Origin of the sequence: Nereida sp. (assembly GCF_965655635.1) — a bacterium.
Classification (GTDB): domain Bacteria; phylum Pseudomonadota; class Alphaproteobacteria; order Rhodobacterales; family Rhodobacteraceae; genus Nereida.
Genome location: NZ_CBFHHE010000004.1, coordinates 54,023 through 75,067 on the forward strand (window position 1 = coordinate 54,023; position 21,045 = coordinate 75,067).

Below are 21,045 nucleotides of genomic sequence, written 5' to 3' on the forward strand. Positions count from 1 at the left end.
TTATTGAGTTCTCCAATTTTCTATTCAAAGGCCAACGACGTCGACGCTGTTGTTTTCTGACACTGTTACAGTACCGAGCTTGCGGATATGGTTCTCGACCACATCCCAGATTTGGGGTCCTTCGGTTCCCTCGTTCACGCTAGCCCAACCGGCAACAACGTAAGAATGAGACGGATCAATACGCTCGCCGGTAGCGAGTAATGTCATTTCGGAAATGCGCTCACCCTGGGGCTTGCTAACGTCAATCCGGTAACCGAGGCCACCGGTACGCACCATATCGCCACCCTGTTGATAATAAGGGTCCGGATTAAAGATGTTGTCGGCGACGTCTTCCAAAATCACTTTTAGAAATTCACCTGTCATTTCACTACGATACGCCTGACCGTAAGACATCGAAGTGACGCCAAACAAATCTTCGCGCGTGATATCCTGACCAGGCACAAGCGATGGCCCCCACCGCACGCCCGGACTTAGCGCAATCTGCGCATCACGTTCGCTGAGCAATGCGTCACAAATCAAATCATCCCAAGTTCCATTGAAGTTCCCACGACGATACAAAAGGCTATCAGTACGTCCTAAAACTTCAGTCAGCTCAGGCAAATAGGGAGCGCGCTCGGCATCAATGATCGCAGCCACTTCAGCATCTGGGGCAATTACATCAGAAAAAATTGGTATCAGTTTGGTGCGGTACCCCATCATCCGGCCATCTCGAATATCAAGATCGACACGGCTCACAAACTTACCATTAGAGCCTGATGGCAATACGATCGTACCACCAACGACTACAGGTTCAGGTAGCGCATCATGTGTGTGACCAGATAGAATAACGTCGATGCCAGGAACTACGCTGGCCATCTTCTTGTCCACATCAAAACCGTTGTGGCTTAGAACAACAACGCATTCCGCACCTTCGGCGCGTACCTTCTCAACCATCTTCGCCATGTTTTCATCGCGAATACCAAACGAGAACTCTGGGAACATCCAGCCTGGATTGGCAATTGGCATGTATGGGAATGCTTGACCGATTACAGCAATCTTCGTTCCACCACGCTCAAAAATTTTATAGGGTGGAAACAGATTAGATGGCTCGTCCCATTCAGAATCAAAGATGTTCTGCCCGAGCGCCGCAAAAGGAAGACTTTCGACAAGCTCGGTCACGCGCTCAGTGCCCAAAGTAAATTCCCAGTGGAACGTCATCGCGTCAGGCTCTAGCGCGTTCATGACATTCACCATGTCTTGCGCCTGTGTCATGTGCGTTGTGTAGGAGCCGTGCCAAGTATCGCCACCGTCCAACAAGATAGCATCGGGACGATCAGCACGAATAGCTTTCACAACCGTCGCCACACGGTCCAAGCCGCCAACACGTCCGTACCCTTGTGCCAGAGACGAAAAATCGCCTGAACTCAGGGCATAGTGGCTGGGACTGCCGTCCTCGATGCCGTACATTCTACGGAAATCAGCACCTGTGACGTGCGGAACCGCACCGGCATTGGCCCCAACCCCGATATTCACCGAAGGCTCGCGAAAATAGATTGGTTTCAGTTGTCCATGAATATCTGTGATGTGGATGAGTGAAACGTTCCCGTAGGTATCAAACTCGAGTAGCTGATCCTGACTGAGCCGCTGTTGGGCAGCCAAACGTGCCCAGTTCCCAAAGCCAGAGCCACCAACGATGGCTGAGGCCGCCATACCAACTTGCAAAAAATCTCGACGTGAAATCATTCGATGAATTCTTTCTATAAGCTATATGAATATTGGAATGTCATTTCGTGCACATTTCCATATTCAGGGTTGGTTGCGGATCAATTGGAGCAATTGGCTAAAGCGGTTTCGGAAGACCGTCTGGTTTTACCGGCTGGTCTTAAAAACAAATGTGAGAACCAAAGGTGTCGCGGCCTTAAACCGTAACTAAGTGCTGAAAATTAATTCAGGCACCCTCTGGCGCAAATCTCACTAAGAAACGCTGACCTTCTTTTTCGCCTCATAGATATCGCCATCGTCGTCGTACCATTTGAAAGTGAACTCACCACTTTCTGGGACAATCGCTTCAAACTGAAAATACGGGTTCGTAGAAATGGCCGGCTCAAGTGCGACATCAATCACATTTTCGCCGTTAAATTCGGCCGTAAAGCGGTTGATAATCGACCTCGGAATAAGGTTACCGTCATCATCCTTACGCTGACCGCTTTCCATTTTGTGGCTGATCAGTGTCTTGATTGTAATTGCCTCACCAGCTTCAGCTGTTTTGGGTACTTTCACCCGTGGTTTCACACCAGATGCCATATTGTATCTCCTAGGTATATTGTCAGCACCGCTGACAGTATGAATATTTGAAGTGCAGCTAATTAGCCGCCACAACCACCGATGGTCACTTTGACATTTGCCTTAGCCATCTGGAATGAACCGTCTTCCATCTCTGCAACAGCCACGACGTTCTGCGTTGTGGATAGTCGGATTCGTGTAGACGCTGTGCGCGACGCACTCAGCGCACCAAACTTGAAGGTGGCAACGCTTGGAGTTGGGTTCCCATCAGCGAACAAAGTGATCGCAACAGCACCCGGAGCATCTATTTCTACGGGAACAGTGTTGCCATTCTCAGCAATTTCAGGGGCCGTTATGGAAATGCCACCTTCGACAGCACCTGCGCCGCCTGTAAGAGCTGCAATTGCATCATCTGTCAGGCTTGCAAGGGCCGGCGTACCTACAACAGCGGTCATCGCCAATGCGCAACCACCCAAAGAAAGGATCGAGCGCCTGTTAAACTGTCTAGTATGGGTAGTCATGTCGGTAGGTTTCCCTTCCTGTAGTTAAAAAGTGAGAGACGGTGAATTCGCAACAGCGCGCTTGATCAAAGAGGCGTTGGGCGGGTGTTACAACCGGATGCCTTCTATGGCCAGTGGAGATACAAACAGTCGATGACGCATATTGCAGCATTATTAGTCGCCCCTCCCAAGCCGATTCAGTTGCCGATTTATGGTATGCTAATGGACACCAACACATTCACGCAACAACAAATTCAATTAAAAGAATTGTTATATTTGTTAGCAGGTGCAGAAAAATAAGTAATATTTTGCGCATAATGCCAATCTGGAAAGGCCAAACAGACTACTGGACTATACAACACTTAGCCACAATGCCGCAGCGCAGCAGTCAGCTGTAAGGATATAAATCGGGTAAAATGAGCTTCAAAAGCCCCAGTCCAAAGTCATTCAGCAATCGCGTAGGTTGGCTTACAGGGCCGCAAACCATCTTACATGTAATAAGCCAGGCAGCCAAAACTCCGACGTTTTTGTTACACGCATTCACCCTACGCTCACTAGCCGAGCGTGCTAAACCAGGGCACATAATCGAGCATCATTTGCGCAATAGCCCCAATCTGATCGGTCCCCACAAGAATTCCGAATGTAATCAGGCATAAACCAGTGACCTTTTCGACTACCCCAAGATATGCCCTAAACCGCAAGATCCATGATGTGAACTGATCCACAAATAGCGATACGAGAACAAATGGCATGGTCATGCCCGCTCCGTAAACAAATAATAACCATGCTCCCTCTGCAGCAGTATCTTGCGCGGCAGCCGTAAATAAAATTGCGGCAAGGACTGGCCCCACACATGGGGTCCAACCAAAAGCAAATGCCAACCCCACAACATAAGCGCCTACAAATCTTGAAGGATCAATCAAACGGGTTTCAATTCTGACCTGGCGGTGGAACGCAGCGATTTGAACGGTACCCAAAAAATGCAGACCCATTACAATTAATAGGCACGAAGCCACCAATCGAATTACATCAAACCAATCTTGCACCAGCACACCCAGAGTGCTGGCACTCGCCCCCAAAGCGACAAATACTGTAATGATACCAAGACCGAAAAAGATAGAAGAAGTTACTGCCCGCGCCCGTCCAGAGATAATCGTGTTCTCGCTGGCTTGAGCTTCGTTAAGACGTGAGCCGGCAAAATAACTCACATAAAATGGCACTATCGGCAAAACGCAGGGGGACAAAAAAGACAAAAGGCCCGCTGTAAGGGCGCCAACTGTAGTCACCTCGAACATTTTAACTCCGTCACTCACTTGAGCAATTTGCATAAAGGCATATATTGGAGGCATGAGAGACGTCAACGAAAGGGCGCTCCAGCATGTTCAGAGCGATTTTTACAGCGACGTTACTTTGTATTCCCTGCACCGCATTTGCAGAGACATTGTTACTTATGGCTGAGAGGGACGGATGTTATTGGTGTGATCGATGGGATGCTGAGATAGCAGAAATTTATCCAAAAACTTCTGAAGGAAAAACTGCTCGCCTTGAACGCTTTGATATCAAAACGGGAGCGCGAGACGTAGAACTTGAGAAGTCTGTCCGTTTTACACCCACTTTTATTCTTGTTAATGACGGTAAGGAAGTTGGCCGTATCGAAGGCTATCCCGGTGAAGACTTCTTTTGGGCAATGCTTTCGATGATGCTCAAAGATGCTGATATACCTTTTGAACAAGCGAGTTGATCCCTATGGATAGTCAAACTGTCACATCCAACATCCGCACTGATGAAGCAAAGAGTAAACTGCCTGTGTTTGACATAAATATGTGCCCCGAGGACATGGAGAAAATGGTTGCTAACGCCGAACAGGCATCAAGCTTCCTAAAGGCGATCAGTCACGAAGGTAGATTGATGATTTTGTGTCATCTGGCATTGGGCGAAAGGTCTGTAACAGAGCTTGAAGAGCTTTTATCTGCTCGGCAGGCAAGCGTTTCACAACAGCTAACTCGGCTCCGCTTTGAAGGCCTGGTAAAGCCTCGTAGAGATGGCAAGGCTATTTACTATAGCTTGACAGATGACCGCCCTCGGCAAATCATAGAAGTAGTATATGATCTGTTTTGCAAAAACAGCTAGCCAAACTTCTCGCCCAAGTTTGGTCGGGAGGATTAGATGTCTATGGAAGTTCTTGGAGAAGCAAACACAATAGCTTTGATAGGCCTACTGGGCGGAATAGCCCTTGGGTTAGCCGCAAGGCTGGGCCGCTTTTGCACTTTAGGTGCAATTGAGGATTATCTCTATGGAGCTGACCCCAGGCGTATGGGAATGTGGGGTGTCTCTGTTGGAGTAGCAATTATCGGAACACAGGTGTTGTTAGGTGCCGCTTTTGTCGAAGGCAGCTACGTCGCATATCTATCACGCGCCTGGAACCCGCTCAGCACAGTCATAGGTGGGCTGCTTTTTGGATACGGCATGGCCCTGACGGGCAACTGCGGCTATGGAGCGCTCGCACGACTAGGTGGTGGTGACCTACGGGCATTTGTCATTGTGCTGGTTATGGGGCTTTCCGCATATTTCGTCATGTCAGGTCCTCTCGCCCATTTGCGAGTAATGTTGTTTCCCGTGGTACAAAGCTCAGACACAAGCCAAGGGTTGGCCCAGTTGTTGAATGGTTTTGGCGTAGAACCTTGGGTGGTTGGTATCGTAGCAGGGACGGTTATTGTTCTAGCATCGCTTCGAACTGCACGAGGCAAACCTTTTCAAAGCTACGCGTTATGGGGAGTGCTCGTGGGCCTTGCCATCACATCCGGCTGGGTGGGCACACATTGGGTGGCGACAGTCGGCTTTGACGGCGAACCTATCCGCACACATACTTTTGCGGCACCCGTTGGAGATACAATCTTCTATAGCATGACAGCATCCGGAAATACTGTTTCGTTTAGCGTAGGTTCCGTCATGGGCGTCATTATTGGAGCCGCATTTGGTTCAATGTTCAAAAAGCAATTCCGCTGGGAGGCGTGCGAAGATCCGCGAGAGCTGAAACGACAGATTTTTGGAGCCGCGCTAATGGGTGTCGGCGCAATATTGGCGGTAGGGTGTAGCGTGGGTCAGGGTATCGCTGCGTTTTCAGTCTTAGCATACAGTGCACCGGTTACACTTATCGCAATCTTTTGTGGCGCGGCATTTGGTCTGAGGCAACTAATCACAGGCTTTAAAGTCGCTCTCTAGGCGCTTCCATTTTTCTTCACAACTACTTCAAACCTGCGGCTAGCGCCTAACACGCACAACAAAACTATCGCCGCGCAAATTATTGATTGTGGGTGGTTAATTTATGAAACTTTCATAATCAATATTGTATCTGTGGTTCGCCCCCCCGGGCACCATTTGACAAGCAGTATTAGTGACCAATATGAGCGCCATACACGCTTAAGCTGTGTATTTAATACTCAAGTATGACCGTTATTTGAAAACCATTACCCATGGAGGGATCCATTCATCAGAAGCTTTCGCTGGCTTAAACCTTGATAGCTCTATTCAACTTTTTCATCTCTGTCCGGAAATCACGTAATTTTTTCTCATCGTTTCCGTATGCATTGATGTCGAGTAGGTAGGGGCTCATTTCAGCAGTCGCTCTGGCCATCTCGCGTAAATCTGTGACTTCGGCCTGTGAGATAACAGCAGCGTTTATGTTGCGTAGCCCCGCCATCTGACTGGTCGCCTCAGTATATCCGGACATGTAAATGCGGGCGTTATCGTTTTCAATTATCACCCTGATGTCTGTTTGGTCACTACTTTTAGACACGCCAGCGGTTGCGGTGAACTCCAGCCCATCAACTGGCTGACTAGCTCCAAATTCGGACGACGTGATGACATTGTTTGAAATCATTAACGGTAGTTCATTGATTACGGCTTGCGGCGCAAGTACGACTATATTGCGGCGTAGCATCCCGATCATGGTTCGCACACTGAGGTGGTCCGGGTGTGCCCGTGTCAGCACCACAACATCCGGTGAGCCATAGGCAGCGTATTGAATTTGGGAACCAGTAGGGTCGATCAAAATGGTGGTGTTGGCCCAAACAATTGTGACGTTTGCACCCGATGTCGTGACAATCTGTAGAAGCCTATCAAGCACAGAAGTCTGCTGCGCTTGATAGATGTGTGAGACGCTTGTGCCGTGTTCAATGGCTCGTTGTTCTGCTGTGCCCGCAAGTGTCGTGAGCATGAACACAACGAATGCTAGGCCAAGCTTAGAAAGCATATTGAACAACGGCATGACGGTGTGTCCCTTAACCAGCGAGATACGTGCGGAACCACGCTACCATACGTTGCTCGGCAAGCTTGGCAGCAGCCTCATCATAGCGTGGTGTCGTATCATTGTGAAATCCGTGGTTCACGCCGGGATAAATATGAGCTTCGTAAGGGTTGTCGTTCTCTTCCATCGCAACTTGGAAAGCGGGCCACATCGCGTTGATGCGCTGATCCAATGCTGCAAGTTGAACCATGAGCGGCGCATTGATCCGTGCAACCTGTTCTGCATCTGGGAATGAGCCATAAAAAGGCACACCCGCTGCCATTTCGGGATACGCAGCTGCAAGCCGTGTCACGACGCCGCCTCCGTAACAAAAACCAGTCGCGCCGACTTTGCCGTTAGTACCTTCAAGGTTCTGCAAATATTCAAAGCCCGCAAAAAAGTCATTCAAAAGCGCGCCCTGATCCAAGGTCCGCTGCATTGTTCGGCCTTCATCATCCGTACCTGGATACCCCCCAAGGGATGACAGTCCGTCTGGGCCCATTGCGATAAAACCTGCCTTGGCAAGACGACGGACCACGTCACGAATATACGGGTTCAAACCGCGGTTTTCATGAACAACCAAAATAGCCGCCGGTGGACGCTCTGGGTTATTATTAGCAGGACACACAAGATACGCATTGATGTCGCCGGTTCCATCGGGGCTTGCGTAAGTGATGTCTTCACCCACGATATACGGATCGTCTGAGGCAACCTGCTCGGCCAGCGCATAATTTGGGGATAGCGTTCCTAAAATCGCGGCAGCAGTAATGCCGCCAACAGCCCATTTGCCCGCACGATCCAAAAACTCACGTTTCGAGATTTTGCCGTGGGCATAATAGTCATAGAGATCCAAAAGGTCTTGATCGAAATCATCAGCCGTCAAGCGGCGCGCGCTTGTTTGAACAGTCATCTCATTTACTCCAAGGTACCAATTAAGCAGAAGTATCTCGCTATTGGGCGATGACTACCGCAGCAGATCACATGTCTGTGTGAATTTTTGCGGGTTCGCGGTGCTGTCAAACATGTGCGCCTATTGTCGCATGATCTTCCCCTGTAGGGCAGTGCAGCATACTTTAGCACCAGAAATTACCGTATTTTCGTTCTGGAGCTTCTGGTGGACACACTTCTTCTTTCTCGTATTCAGTTTGGTGCGAATATCTCGTTTCACATTCTGTTTCCAACAATCACCATCGCATTAGGATGGGTATTGTTGTTCTTTAAGGTGCGCTTCACCGCGACCGCAGAGCAAAAGTGGATGGACGGCTATATGTTCTGGGTGAAGGTATTTGCATTATCTTTCGCCATGGGTGTCGTGTCCGGTATCACGATGTCGTTCCAATTCGGCACAAACTGGCCAGGCTTCATGGAAACCGTTGGCAATGTGGCGGGCCCTCTACTGGCCTATGAAATCATGACTGCCTTTTTCCTTGAGGCGGTATTTCTTGGAATTATGCTGTTTGGGGCCTCACGGGTGAAACCTTGGGTGCACACCTTGGCCACGTTTTTAGTCGCCTTCGGGACAACAATGTCGACGTTCTGGATCATCGTTTTGAATTCATGGATGCACACCCCCCAAGGCTATGAGGTGATCGACGGCGTTGTGCACGCAACCAACTGGCTTGAGATCATCTTCAACCCGTCAATGCCTTATCGCTTTATTCACATGATGCTGGCGTCTGGACTGACGGTTGCCTTTTTGGTGGCGGGTATTTCGGCCCTGCGGATGTTGTGGGGCGACCACGGCGAGGACGTAAAGACTGCGCTTCGCGTTGGTGTCATCGCTGGTGCTGGACTTATCCCCCTACAAATCCTGGCTGGTGATTTTCACGGACTAAATACTCTCGAATATCAGCCAGCAAAAGTAGCTGCGATGGAAGGCAACTGGGAGATGGGCCCGAATGTGCCGTTGGTGCTTTTTGCTCTGCCCGACCAGGAGGCGCGTGAAAACCGCTTTGAGATTGCTGTTCCTAACGGTGCCTCACTCATCTTGACCCACAAAGCGGACGGTGTCGTGCCAGGTCTGAATGACTTTGTCACTGAGGACGGTGAGGTGTTGCACCCACGCGTGGCGCCTGTGTTTTTCAGCTTCCGTATCATGGTGGGCACAGGCATGGCGATGCTGTTACTGTCATGGGGTGGTGTTGTGATGCTGCGCAAATACGGCGCCGAGGCGATGCCAAAGACGGCTCTCTATGCATTCTGTGCCATGAGCTTTAGCGGCTGGATCGCGACATTAGCCGGTTGGTACACTACTGAAATCGGACGGCAGCCATGGCTTGTCCAAGGCGTGCTCACCACCAAAGACGCCGTAAGCGACGTACCAAGCGCAATGGTTCTAAGTACACTGATTGGGTACCTTGTGGTCTATGCGGTGCTAGTCGTGGCTTATATTGGTGTCATCACGTATCTCGCGCGCAAGGCGACCCGTGGCGAGCCATTCTCATCGCGTACTTACCCGCGTCGTGGCGAAGCGGTAGCATCCAACCTGCAACCAGGAGAATAATGATGGATTATTTCGGTGATCCCGCGGTCTGGCTGCCATGGACTTTTGCGGCCCTGATGGGTCTATCCATTCTGATCTACGTGGTGTTGGATGGATTTGACCTTGGGGTTGGGTTGCTGATGCCGCTCTCCAATGACGATGAAAAAGACCAACTCGTGGCGTCCATCGGCCCTTTTTGGGATGCCAATGAAACGTGGCTAGTACTTGCGGTCGGTCTTTTGCTGGTGGCCTTCCCCACGGCCCACGGAACTATTTTGACGGCACTTTATCTACCAGTTTTTGTGATGCTTATCGGGCTCATCTTGCGGGGCATTTCATTTGAAATGCGCGCCAAGGCACCCAGTACCCAAAAACCAATGTGGAACGGCGCTTTTTTTGCGGGCTCGCTTATGGCCTCACTCAGCCAAGGTTTCATGCTAGGCATGTATATCATGGGCCTGACTTGGACCCTGCCCAATGTGATTTTCGCGCTTCTCACGGCAGTTTTCTTAACTGTTGGCTACAGCTTTATTGGTGCGGCATGGCTTATCTCAAAAACGGATGGGCAATTACAACGACATGCGATCCGGTGGGCAAAGGGGGGCATTTGGGGCCTCATCCTTGGGATAGGGTCGATTTCATTGGCCACTCCTTTTGTCAGCACCCGTATTTTCGATAAGTGGTTTAGTTGGCCAGAAGCGCTTTATCTTTCGCCAATGCCAATCTTGTCTGCAGCGCTAGTTGTGTTCTTGTGGTGGCAATTAGGGCGGATGCCCCTCACTAATGACAGATGGGCATGGACGCCGTTTGCCGCAGCAATTGGGTTGTTTACGTTAGCTTTTGCTGGGATGGCGTACTCATTCTACCCCTATGTAGTACCAGAAAAAATCACGATTTACGAGGCCGCATCAGCACCGGAAAGCCTTTTCATTATTTTGATTGGAACGCTTTTCGTTGTGCCTGCGATCTTGGCGTATACGGTCCTGTCATATTACATTTTCCGCGGTAAAGCGACGGCGCTTCGATACGACTGATGCGTGTAAGCCTTCGCAACAATGAACATAAGCTGTTCGGCGCTTTGCCTTCTCATTGAACCATCTAGCACATAGCCTTTGGTCAAACGACGCTTAGATAGGAGCAAACCATGAGTTGGAACCCAAGCATTGAACCACATTGTCCTGATGCAGGGTCGATGGACTCTATTGAGACATTAATCGTTCCGCGTGCTCGTGATATTGGTGATTTTGAAGTTCGTCGTGCGTTGCCTTCGGTTGAACGCAAGATGGTCGGCCCGTTTGTATTTTTTGATCAGATGGGCCCCGCAGAATTTTTGACCGATCAAGGCATTGATGTGCGGCCGCACCCGCATATTGGTCTCGCAACAGTGACCTATTTATATCAAGGCGAATTCCAGCACCGTGACAGCCTTGGCACAAATCAAATGATTTACCCCGGTGAGGTAAATTGGATGATCGCGGGTAACGGAGTAACGCATTCCGAGCGAACCAGCGCACAAACAAGAGCAAGTGGTGGCAAATTGTTTGGCATTCAGACTTGGGTTGCATTGCCTGAAGAGCATGAAGAAACAAATGCGGGCTTCGAACACCATAAAGAAGCCGAGCTGCCGTTTTTGGAAGGCGAAGGTAAACAGGTCCGCTTGATCTTGGGGTATGCTTGGGGTGAACGCGCACCCACCAAAACATTCTCTGAGATGTTTTATGGAGACGTGCTGCTTGAACGCGGTGCGATGCTTCCCCTGCCCGATGATCATGAGGACCGTGGGCTTTATGTAACCTCAGGGTCCATTGAAGTGGCTGGGGATACTTTTGAAGCTGGTCAAATGATGGTGTTCCGCCCAGGTGACAAGATTACCGTAAAGGCCAGTTCTTCAGGCGCGCGTCTAATGGCCTTGGGCGGTGAAACCCTCAATGGTCCCCGTCATATTTGGTGGAACTTTGTAGCGTCTTCGCGTGACAAGATTGAAGCCGCCAAGGTTGCTTGGGCGACCGGTGATTGGGCGCATGGTCGGTTCCAATTGCCACCTGACGATAATGATGAATTCATCCCCCTGCCCTAGTTTGCCAATTTAAGTGGAAAAAGCAAAAATCGGCTAAGTAAGATCATTTGTCTCAATTGGTTAGGCGTAAAGGTTAAAATAATCTAGGCAACTCACTTTAGCGAAACAATTTTCCACCGTGTGTAATTATGCAGAATATTGTCCTTCATGAGGGCTCTTTGGCCCCATTTACCAAAATTAAATTTTCCCTTAATGCCGCTTTGAAACAAATTTAGGGACCGCGTCATGAGACTTATTCTTACCACACTCGTCGCAATCGTTGGCATTGCTACAGCGCCGCTCGCGGCAACATTTGGACCGCTTGTCGAAGCTAATGATCTTGCCAACGCTCTAGATGCGAAACAACCTGTTCTTCTTGATATCCGCAACGACGGCTATGCGGACTCCCACGTGGACGGCGCACTTTGGGCACCGTACAAATTGTTCCGTGGCACCAAAGACAATCCCGGTGGCCTTATGGATTTGGCGGTTTTGGAAGAGCACCTTGAGAAGCTAGGCCTCGAACAAGATGAACCAATTGTCATTATTTCAGAAGGTAACACTGATACAGATTTTGGTGCAGCAGCGCGTGTCTATTGGACACTTAAATCAACAGGCTTCACTGACCTGAGCATCCTGAACGGTGGTCGGATTGCATGGAGAAATGCAAACCTGCCCCTAAACAACACGCTTGAAACCGCAGTACCAAGCCAGCTGAACCTTGAGTTTGATACCACTTGGTTGGCGGATACTCAGCACGTGTCTTCGGTGGTGAAAGGTGAGAATTCAGGGCTGTTGGTTGATGCACGGCTGCCCGAGTTCTTTGCCGGCGACAAAGCACACGGTGCTGCGAAGCGTCCAGGAACGTTGCCCGGTGCTATTAATCAGTCCTACACAACATTTTTCGAAAATGGTGCCGCAGCCATCTCAACCCCGACAGATATCTCCGCTTTGAAAGCATCACTCGGCATTAAGGGTGACGAAGAGGTAATCTCGTTTTGCAACACTGGGCACTGGGCCGCGACACATTGGTTCGCTCTGTCCGAGCTTGCGGATGTTGAAAACGCAAAGCTCTACGCTGGATCGATGGTTGAGTATTCCAACGCGGACTTGCCGATGGAAAACACACCAGGCGTCTTTAAGAACCTGCTTCGTCAAATTGGGTTCTAGCTTTGTCTGATCTTGCGCAACCAATTGCGGGGGGCAACCCCCGCAAATTTTTCACGTCTGCGGCAATGTTATTCTTTGCTGTATTCATATGCTTGTCTGTGTCTGCAATTGCCGGTCTTCGATATGGTTTAATGATTGCGATCGGCCTTGGATTTGGAGCCACTTTAGAAGGACTGCGCTTTGGCTTTGCAGGGCCATGGCGGGCGATGATTTTACGACGTGACCCTTCGGGTATCTGGGCTCAGCTCCTTGCAATCGGAATTGTAGCGTTATTTGCGATACCACTCATCAATAGTAACTCTGGTGAAGTTAACGCCGCAGCCGCACCCATTGGATACGCTATGGTTTTGGGCGCCTTTGTTTTTGGTGTCGCAATGCAAATTGTGTTGGGATGTGGGTCTGGCACTTTGGTAAACGCTGGATCAGGCAATCTTGTTTCTCTGATAGCCTTGCCCTTCTTTGCCGTTGGCAGTTTTGCAGGGGCATTTCACCTATCTTGGTGGACGGGTCTTGGCGCGCTTCCAGCACAAAATCTAACTGGTTGGGAAGGTACCTTCACGACTTTGCTCGTTTTGTCATGCGTTGCTGCGTTTTTGTGGTGGAAGGCAGAGCCACAGCTACGCCGACTTCCCAAGAGATTGATACTAGCAGCAGTGCTAGTTGCTGTATTAGCGCTTCTTAACTTGGTCGTATCGGGACAACCGTGGGGCGTAGTTTATGGTCTGGGGCTTTGGGTCGCTAAGGGTGCATATTTTTCTGGTGTGGACCTATCCGGATCAGTTTTTTGGACCGCAGCAGGATCGCTAGAACGCATCCAGGCGAGCGTACTGACAGATTATACGTCACTCACAAATATCGGTTTGATCGCAGGCGCGTTCTTGGTGGCTTTTTGGCGAAAGGGCTTGTCACAACCACTCCCAAAGGTGCCAATGTCAGCGTGGGTCTACGCAGCAGTCGCAGGGTTTCTAATGGGGTACGCTGCTAGATTGGCATTTGGGTGTAACGTTGGGGCGTTCTTTTCTGGCATATCCACGGGCAGCCTTCACGGGTGGGTCTGGTTTGCTTTTGCCTTTATGGGATCATACTTAGGAATTTATTTGCGCCCACGATTAGGGCTAGAGGTATGACTTTGACAAGATATCTCACTGCGTCACTCGCGATAACACTTGTCGCCAGCTTTCTGGTCTTTGACCTAATCATGATACCGCCGAACCCATACGTTGCGCCGAGTGCCATAAGCCTTGGATCAGGTGAGGTAGCAGTAGGCGGGTTTTGCGGAGATTTACCAGTTACGACGAACAAATGAAGACTTTGCATTTTTGAGGCAGTGAGCAGAGTTCACAGTGAGCTAGGCAAACTCCCTTTCCCCGTCGCCGCCACCAGAAATTATAAAAGTAGCATTCGATATTCTTGAAACTCGGGCTTATCGCTTGACCGGTTTCATCGTTATGCATTCATGAAGTTAACAGCACTTCAAAAACGGATGACAAACCGATGAGAGATCAGGCGCGCGTAGTGGTTATTGGTGGCGGTATCGCTGGATGTTCAGCGCTCTACCACCTTACGCAAGAAGGCTGGACCGACGTTATGCTGATTGAGCGTGACGAGTTGACATCTGGCACCACTTGGCACTCAGCCGCCCAGGTCACCAACTTTGGTACGACCCAAACGATGGTCGGCCTGAAGACACACTCGATCAATCTATACAAAGAGCTGCGCGACGACCCCGAATACCCCGTCGGCTATAATTATGGCGACGGGGGCATCCGCCTTGCCAATACAGAAGCGCAAATGGATGGATACCGGCAGTTCACATCAATGGCAGCGGGCATGGATGTTGAATTTGAGGTACTTGATGCTGATGAATGCGCGCGGCGGCACCCACTTATTTCGACAGATAATCTGCTCGGAGGTCTATGGGATCCAACTGACGGCCATATTGATCCCGCACAGTTGTGCCAAGCACTGGCTCGTCGTGCGCGTCTTGCCGGCGCTGAAGTTAACCGCCACACGCCAGTCACAGGGCTCACTCAACATGCGGACAGCACATGGACCGTCCACACTGAGAAGGGTGACGTAAAGTGCGAAATTATCGTGAACGCAGGCGGCTACAGGTGCAATGAGATTGGCGCGATGATGGGCGTCCAGCACCCAGTTGCATCAATGGAACACCAGTATTTTCTAACCGAAGACATCCCTGCGATTGCTGAGGCAGGTCACCGGATGCCACTGCTGCGTTGCCCGATCAGCGACTATTACTCACGCCAAGAAAAGGGTGGGTTGCTGCTTGGATTTTATGAACAGGATTGCCGGACTTGGGGGATGGACGGCATTGATCCTAAATTTACGAATGCGCTGTGCCCAGATGATTTAGATCGCGTCACTGATGTCCTTGAAGGTGCGTTTGAGCGGATGCCAGTGTTGATGGAAACAGGCATTCGCGAAGTGGTAAACGGCCCCATTACCTACACCATTGATGGCGCGCCTCTTGTTGGCCCGATCCCCAGAAAACGAAACGCATTCTGCATCATTGGTCTGCGCGCAGGTCTGGGTGAAGGGGGCGGCCATGGCTGGCTCTTGGCGCAGCAGATCGTTCACGGTGAAGCGCAATATGACACGTGGGTTATCGATCCGCGGCGCTTTACCGGTCATGCGACTGTCGAGTTAACGGCACTCAAAGCGATCGAGGACTATCAAAACGAATTCCGCTTCCATTTCCCACATGAACACCGTCCCGCCGGACGCCCCATGAAAACAACACCACTCACACAGGTCCTTGTCTCTGAAGGGGCGGAAATGGGCACCATCAACGGTTGGGAGCGGGTTGATTACATCAAACCGACACCAGATTTCAAAGAAATTCTTGGGTTCAAGTTTAACGAAGTCCACGGCGTTGTGGCTAAAGAAGTCGCTGCAATCTCAACGAACGTTGGGATGACAGAGGTTTCGGGGTTCAACCGCTTTGAACTGACGGGCGCGGATGTCCACAGCTTTCTTGATCGTATGATGTGCGGCACTGTCAGCAAGCGCGAGGGCCGTGTGGGCCTAGGCTATCTTCTAAACAATCACGGCCTGCTCAAAGCCGAAGCAACAATTGCGAATATCCCTGCGTCTGATCGTGGCCCAAAACGTGTTTGGTACGGGTCGGCTGCGGCCTCTGAATACCACGATATGGATTGGCTAAAAGCGCATATCAAAGCAGACGAAGACGTCGAAATTCGCTCACTTACAAACGCACAAACGATCCTTGTGATTGCCGGACCAAACGCGCGCGATGTTTTGTCTATGGCTGCTCGCGGGGACTGGTCGCGTGAGGCATTTCCATGGCTGTCCGTGCGTGAAACTCACATCGGAATTGCGCCCGCGACTGTGCTTGGCGTCAGTTTTTCAGGAGAGCTGGCCTATGAGATCCATGTTCCGAATGAAAGTTTACATGCGGCTTACGTTGCTCTGCGTAAGGCTGGCGAGGCGCATGGCATGACACTATTTGGATCACGGGCTGTGGAATCCATGCGAATGGAGAAAGGCTTTTTGCACTGGAAGTCCGATATTCTGACGGAATTTGATCCCTTTGAAACTGGACTAGAGCGTTTTGTCAGGCTCAACAAAGGCGACTTTATTGGTAAAGATGCACTTGAAAAACGTATGGTCGCTGGCCAACAGCATAAACTGGTGACGCTCATAATTGACGCAAAGCACGCACCCGCCCACGGAGGCGCATCTGTACGTCTGGATGGGCGGATTATCGGGACCGTAACTTCCGGGGACTGGGGCCACCGCGTAGATAAAAACCTTGCCTACGCATTTATAGAGCCTGAATTTTCTCAAGTAGGCACAACAATGACGGTCGATATTATTGGCGAAGCATTCGCAGCCGAAGTCATCGAAAGCGGACCGTACGATCCCTATTATAGCCGCATTCGCAGCTAAGTTTCGGGTGTGAAATTTTGCGCGACGGGACCGCGGTAGGCTGTTATCATTTCCGGGTCTACTTCGGTGCCGTCCTTCAAGAACGGCAAAATTCCCTTGCGCAGTGACTTACCGCGCATCGCAGCGATATCGTCATCTGACCGCGTAACCCTTTGTGACATGCGTCGGCCCCACTTTGCCAAATAACCGTAAAGCCGGTCGATTTCAGCCTGATGTGTTGACCCTTTTGCAAGGTCGTGCACCTCGTTTGGGTCAATCTTCAAATCGAACAACATTGGACGGAAGCCCCCTTCCGCATGCATCATTTTGAAACGGCCATCAAACACCATGAATAGCCTCGCATCCCGGGGTTCAAGGCCCAACTTGACTGCCTGTGGTGTCGTTGAAAAATCATATTCGCTGATTGCGTAATCTCGGGTTTTTGTAGGCTGACCATGCAGAAACGGTACAAGGCTTTGGCCTTCAAGGATGTGAGCAGCGATTGTGCCACCGGCCACATCTACAAACGTAGGAACAAGATCAATAGCCTCGACGAGCGCATCGCACGTCGTGCCGCGCGTTGCATCTGCACTGCTCCGAGGATCAAAAATAATCATCGGCACTTTAACGGATGGCTCGTGAAAAAGATCCTTCTCACCAAGCCAATGATCCCCAAGAAAATCGCCATGATCTGACGTGAGAACGATCATCGTATCATCCAACTTGCCTGTCACTTCAAGGTGATCCAGAAGACGACCCAAGTGATCATCACACTGCTTGATCAAGCCCATGTAAGCCGGCACCACTTTGGCACGCACATCATCATGTTGGAAAGCCGCTGCAATTTTATTGCCCATATATGCGTCATAAACGGGGTGTGCGTTTTCACGCTCAACCGGATCACGGTTAGGTGGCAGAACGTGCTCGGGCTCGAATATATTATGGTAGGGTGCGGGCACAATATAGGGCCAATGGGGCTTGATATAACTGACATGAGCGCACCAGGGCCCCTCAGCCGTATCGACAAATTTGATAGCCTCAGAGGTCAGCCACGCGGTCTCACTGTCTTCTTCGCGAATGTTTGCCGGCCTATCCGCATTATCAAACATCCAACCCGAGGCTTGCTCACCGTCTTGCAGACCAGCATTCGCATGAGCGGCCCACGGATTATCCGCCTCATATCCTTTGGTCTTAAGGTACTCATTATAGGGCGAGCGTTGCTCGTCGTAAAATCCATCAGGACCTTGTGCCCAAAGCCCATCATCACGAATAACAACGTCAAAACCACATTCCGCTTGGCGGGCACCAATCACGCTATCGGCCGCAAGGCCCAAACGCGCCATGCCTTCTGAATCTACGCGCATATGGGTTTTGCCGATCAAGTAGCAATCCATCCCTGCTTTGCGCAAATGATCCCCCATCGTCATTTCACCCACACGCAGCGGAAAACCGTTCCATTGTGCCCCGTGGGATGACGTATAGCGGCCTGTGTAAAAGCTCATCCGGCTGGCACCGCAAATAGGTGATTGAACATATGCGTTCGTAAACCGCACTCCCATTTGCGCAACTCGGTCAAAATTTGGCGTGGACAGGTACGGGTGGCCAGCGCAACTCAAGTAATCGAACCGTAGTTGGTCATACATGATGAAAAGGATGTTCATTTCTTGGTGCTGCCCTGTCTTGTAGACTTTGATTTCCACCAAGGCTTAGCACGCCAAGACAGGCTATTCACCACTGATAGTACATTTCTGGACCGACGGAATTATGCGGTTTGCACCTGATCCGCACTACGTGATCCAATTCATCAAAGTTTAAGATCGAAAGCCAGAATGCGAAAAAGCAAAAGACATCTTCCCTTGACTAGGTATAGATTTGCCCCTTAGCTTACTATTATTAGCGCGCGCTAAAAATCAAAATATCAGGTGATAAAATGGGACAACCAAAAATTCGCAATATGGAAGAATTCGCAAACATAAGCGGAATTTCTCGCCCAACTGTCTCAAAATATTTCAACAACCCTGAAAGCGTACGCACGTCGACCCGAACAAAGATTGAAGCTGCCCTGAAGCGGTACGATTATCAGCCTAACGTTTTTGCGATGAACCAAAATAGGCGCACGACCAAGAACATTGGCGTGGTTGTTCCAAACCTCGCCGACCCCTTCTTTTCGGAGATTGGGCGGCGCGTCGAATTGGCCTGTATTGATGCTGGCTACAGCCCCATCTTGCTCAGCTCACACGGCAGCCCTGAGATGGAGCGGGACAATCTCACATCCTTACGCGCGCTCAAACCGGCTGGTGTCTTGCTTGCGCCGTTCGGACGCATGTCGGATGTTGAGGCCGTACAGACCTTTGACGCCGATTTCCCACTCGTACTATTTGACGCAAATATGAGCAGTATCGGCCACGCATTTGTTGGAACAGACAATGCCCAAAGCGTTGATTTAATGGTGGAATACCTTAGTCGCAGTGGCGAAGCGCCTTGCTTCTTTGAAATGAAGTCACCAACAAACCCCAATGCCAACAAGCGCCGCCAGGCCTATCTCGAAAGTATGGAACGTCACGGCCATGTGCCGCGTATCTATCAAGCTGACGGTGAGGGCTGGAACTTTGAGGAAATTGGCAAGGTTGAAGGTGGACGCCTTCTGGCCGCTAAGTCTTTTGAGACCAACACTATTCTTTGCAGTAATGATCGCCTTGCTATTGGGATGTTGTCGGCGGCCTATGACCTAGGTTTACGTGTAGGGCATGGTCCGGAGTGTGACTTGCGCATTGCAGGACACGACGATCACCCGTTCTCTAAATTCACCTGCCCGCCGCTCACTACGATTGCTCAAGACTATGAGGCAATCGCGAATCGTGCGGTGCGTGAGTTGTTCAGCACGTTGAAGGCCGAAGATCGGACAAAAGATCGCTCAGAGACAACTTTTGACGGCCGTCTTATTATGCGCGAGTCCGCCTAAGTCCTTGATTGAACGCCCGCTTTAAATAAAATTTACGCGCGCTAATTTATAATTGACTTCGCGTTGCCGTATCACCTAGTATAATTCTCATGACCCAAAGAGGAGGAAATTTGGATGTCTATCAAGAAAGCATTATACGCAGCTACAGCGATGTCACTTTTTGCAGCCGGCGGCGCGATTGCAGACGGTCACTCAAAAGAATTGACGATTGCGATCGTAAACAACGGTCACATGATCAACATGCAGAAAGTTGCAGAAGCTTACACAGAAGAAACAGGCGTTAAGCTGAACTGGGTTTCTCTGGAGGAAGGTGTTCTGCGTGAGCAAGTAACGTCCGACACAGCAACCGGTGGTGGCCAATACGACATCATCAATATCGGCATGCAGGAAGCACCGATTTGGGGTGCAGCTGGCTGGATCGAACCCCTAGAGTTTGGCGCAGACTACGACGTTGACGACATCCTGCCGGCTATGCGCGCCGGCTTATCACACGAAGGCACGCTTTATGCAGCACCATTTTATGGTGAAAGTTCAATGGTTATGTACCGCAAAGACCTGACAGACGCAGCTGGCGTGACAATTGCTGACAATGATAGCTGGGAAAACATTACAGCTGCGGCTGCAGCAATGCACGATCCAGACAACGGCGTCTATGGTGCCTGTTTGCGCGGGAAGCCAGGCTGGGGAGATGGCATGGCATTCGTAACAACCGTCGCAAACTCTTTTGGAGCAGCCTGGTTTGACAAAGATTACAATCCTACGCTGAATACACCAGAATGGAATGCAGCGGTTACAATGTATGTGAACCTGCTAAACAACTACGGCCCTCCAGGTTCTGAAGGCAACTCTTTTAACGAGATCCTTGCTCTTTATAACGAAGACAAATGTGGCCTCTGGATTGACGCAACAATTGCCGCTTCCTTCCTTGAAAACGAAAACGTTGCGTATGCTCAGTCTCCAAATGCTGGTAACCCAGTAGGTGCAAATTGGCTATGGGCATGGGCAATGGCGATCCCTGCTGGTTCCCCAAATGCAGACGAGTCTCAGAAGTTCATTGAGTGGGCAACATCTAAAGAGTACGTTCAAGCTGTAGGTAACCACCCAGACTTTGGTTGGGGATCAGTGCCAACAGGACAGCGTGCCTCTACGTATGCGATCCCTGAATTCCAAGCCGTTGCGAAGTTCGCAGCAGCTGAAATGGCTGCAATCGACTCAGCAGCTCCTGAAGCAACAGATTTGAAGCCATATGTTGGCGTACAATTTGTAGCGATCCCTGAGTTCCCAGAGGTTGGTTCCGCAGTTTCTCAAGAGATTGCAGCAGCATTGTCTGGTGCAAAGTCTGTCGAAGATGCATTGGCAGCAGGTCAAGCCGCAGCTGAATCAATCATGACTGAAGCGGGCTACTAAGTTCTGCTTTAG

At 50.4% G+C, this 21,045-nt stretch carries 19 protein-coding genes; 12 read left to right on the forward strand and 7 right to left on the reverse strand.

What is annotated here, in order from left to right; translation table 11 throughout:
• Positions 1 to 24: 24 nt before the first annotated feature.
• The 3 genes from soxB to soxY all read right to left on the reverse strand — a co-directional run bounded on the left by soxB (position 25) and on the right by soxY (position 2,783).
• Positions 25 to 1,722 carry a thiosulfohydrolase SoxB gene (gene soxB / locus ACTF5M_RS02270; RefSeq protein ID WP_438959480.1) on the reverse strand — a complete coding sequence of 566 codons (1,698 nt, stop codon included), beginning with the start codon at positions 1,720 to 1,722 and terminating at the stop codon, positions 25 to 27.
• 231 nt (positions 1,723 to 1,953) lie between these two features.
• Entirely contained in the window at positions 1,954 to 2,283 is a 330-nt protein-coding gene (gene soxZ, locus ACTF5M_RS02275) for a thiosulfate oxidation carrier complex protein SoxZ (RefSeq protein WP_438959481.1), read from the reverse strand.
• A gap of 62 nt (positions 2,284 to 2,345) precedes the next feature.
• Complete coding sequence (soxY, locus tag ACTF5M_RS02280) at positions 2,346 to 2,783, reverse strand: thiosulfate oxidation carrier protein SoxY (protein WP_438959482.1); 438 nt, start codon at positions 2,781 to 2,783, stop codon at positions 2,346 to 2,348.
• Between the two features lie 84 nt (positions 2,784 to 2,867).
• Here soxY and ACTF5M_RS02285 point away from each other — a divergent pair, with 84 nt between their 5' ends.
• Positions 2,868 to 3,062 (forward strand): hypothetical protein, encoded by a 195-nt coding sequence (locus tag ACTF5M_RS02285; protein WP_438959483.1) that lies wholly within the window; start codon positions 2,868 to 2,870, stop codon positions 3,060 to 3,062.
• 254 nt (positions 3,063 to 3,316) lie between these two features.
• Here the strand turns inward: ACTF5M_RS02285 and ACTF5M_RS02290 are convergent, their stop codons facing one another.
• Entirely contained in the window at positions 3,317 to 4,090 is a 774-nt protein-coding gene (locus ACTF5M_RS02290) for a cytochrome c biogenesis CcdA family protein (RefSeq protein ID WP_438959484.1), read from the reverse strand.
• A 50-nt stretch (positions 4,091 to 4,140) separates the two neighbouring features.
• Here ACTF5M_RS02290 and ACTF5M_RS02295 point away from each other — a divergent pair, with 50 nt between their 5' ends.
• Genes ACTF5M_RS02295 through ACTF5M_RS02305 form a run of 3 tightly spaced genes read left to right on the forward strand, consistent with a single transcriptional unit; the run spans position 4,141 to position 5,984 of the window.
• Positions 4,141 to 4,503: a hypothetical protein gene (locus ACTF5M_RS02295; RefSeq protein WP_438959485.1), complete on the forward strand. Its 363-nt coding sequence runs from the start codon at positions 4,141 to 4,143 to the stop codon at positions 4,501 to 4,503.
• A gap of 5 nt (positions 4,504 to 4,508) precedes the next feature.
• Positions 4,509 to 4,892 (forward strand): ArsR/SmtB family transcription factor, encoded by a 384-nt coding sequence (locus ACTF5M_RS02300; RefSeq protein ID WP_438959486.1) that lies wholly within the window; start codon positions 4,509 to 4,511, stop codon positions 4,890 to 4,892.
• Positions 4,893 to 4,934: 42 nt separating this feature from the next.
• A complete protein-coding gene (locus tag ACTF5M_RS02305) occupies positions 4,935 to 5,984 on the forward strand; it encodes a YeeE/YedE family protein (RefSeq protein ID WP_438959487.1) in 1,050 nt (349 codons plus the stop codon).
• Between the two features lie 286 nt (positions 5,985 to 6,270).
• On the opposite strand, the gene ACTF5M_RS02310 is transcribed toward ACTF5M_RS02305, so the two are convergent.
• Positions 6,271 to 7,029, reverse strand: coding sequence for an MBL fold metallo-hydrolase (locus ACTF5M_RS02310; RefSeq protein ID WP_438959488.1), 759 nt, complete (start codon positions 7,027 to 7,029; stop codon positions 6,271 to 6,273).
• A 13-nt stretch (positions 7,030 to 7,042) separates the two neighbouring features.
• Complete coding sequence (gene yghX / locus ACTF5M_RS02315; RefSeq protein ID WP_438959489.1) at positions 7,043 to 7,957, reverse strand: YghX family hydrolase; 915 nt, start codon at positions 7,955 to 7,957, stop codon at positions 7,043 to 7,045.
• Between the two features lie 201 nt (positions 7,958 to 8,158).
• Here yghX and ACTF5M_RS02320 point away from each other — a divergent pair, with 201 nt between their 5' ends.
• The 6 genes from ACTF5M_RS02320 to ACTF5M_RS02345 all read left to right on the forward strand — a co-directional run bounded on the left by ACTF5M_RS02320 (position 8,159) and on the right by ACTF5M_RS02345 (position 16,685).
• Entirely contained in the window at positions 8,159 to 9,550 is a 1,392-nt protein-coding gene (locus ACTF5M_RS02320; RefSeq protein ID WP_438959530.1) for a cytochrome ubiquinol oxidase subunit I, read from the forward strand.
• Positions 9,551 to 9,552: 2 nt separating this feature from the next.
• Positions 9,553 to 10,563 carry a cytochrome d ubiquinol oxidase subunit II gene (locus ACTF5M_RS02325; protein ID WP_438959490.1) on the forward strand — a complete coding sequence of 337 codons (1,011 nt, stop codon included), beginning with the start codon at positions 9,553 to 9,555 and terminating at the stop codon, positions 10,561 to 10,563.
• A 110-nt stretch (positions 10,564 to 10,673) separates the two neighbouring features.
• The gene (locus tag ACTF5M_RS02330) at positions 10,674 to 11,606 is read left to right on the forward strand and encodes a pirin family protein (RefSeq protein WP_438959491.1); all 933 of its coding nucleotides are present in this window, start codon (positions 10,674 to 10,676) and stop codon (positions 11,604 to 11,606) included.
• 225 nt (positions 11,607 to 11,831) lie between these two features.
• Positions 11,832 to 12,755 (forward strand): sulfurtransferase, encoded by a 924-nt coding sequence (locus tag ACTF5M_RS02335; protein WP_438959492.1) that lies wholly within the window; start codon positions 11,832 to 11,834, stop codon positions 12,753 to 12,755.
• A 65-nt stretch (positions 12,756 to 12,820) separates the two neighbouring features.
• Positions 12,821 to 13,882 (forward strand): YeeE/YedE family protein, encoded by a 1,062-nt coding sequence (locus ACTF5M_RS02340; RefSeq protein ID WP_438959493.1) that lies wholly within the window; start codon positions 12,821 to 12,823, stop codon positions 13,880 to 13,882.
• A gap of 367 nt (positions 13,883 to 14,249) precedes the next feature.
• Positions 14,250 to 16,685, forward strand: a complete 2,436-nt coding sequence (locus tag ACTF5M_RS02345; RefSeq protein ID WP_438959494.1) for a GcvT family protein — start codon at positions 14,250 to 14,252, stop codon at positions 16,683 to 16,685.
• Here ACTF5M_RS02345 and ACTF5M_RS02350 read toward each other — a convergent pair.
• Complete coding sequence (locus tag ACTF5M_RS02350) at positions 16,682 to 18,325, reverse strand: sulfatase-like hydrolase/transferase (RefSeq protein WP_438959495.1); 1,644 nt, start codon at positions 18,323 to 18,325, stop codon at positions 16,682 to 16,684. The two genes, ACTF5M_RS02345 and ACTF5M_RS02350, sit on opposite strands and share 4 nt — an antisense overlap.
• A 269-nt stretch (positions 18,326 to 18,594) precedes the next feature.
• Between ACTF5M_RS02350 and ACTF5M_RS02355 the strand changes: the two genes are divergently transcribed.
• Together ACTF5M_RS02355 and ACTF5M_RS02360 are read left to right on the forward strand one after the other, a co-directional pair.
• The gene (locus tag ACTF5M_RS02355) at positions 18,595 to 19,626 is read left to right on the forward strand and encodes a LacI family DNA-binding transcriptional regulator (RefSeq protein WP_438959496.1); all 1,032 of its coding nucleotides are present in this window, start codon (positions 18,595 to 18,597) and stop codon (positions 19,624 to 19,626) included.
• A 114-nt stretch (positions 19,627 to 19,740) separates the two neighbouring features.
• Complete coding sequence (locus ACTF5M_RS02360) at positions 19,741 to 21,033, forward strand: ABC transporter substrate-binding protein (RefSeq protein WP_438959497.1); 1,293 nt, start codon at positions 19,741 to 19,743, stop codon at positions 21,031 to 21,033.
• The last annotated feature ends 12 nt before the right edge of the window (positions 21,034 to 21,045 follow it).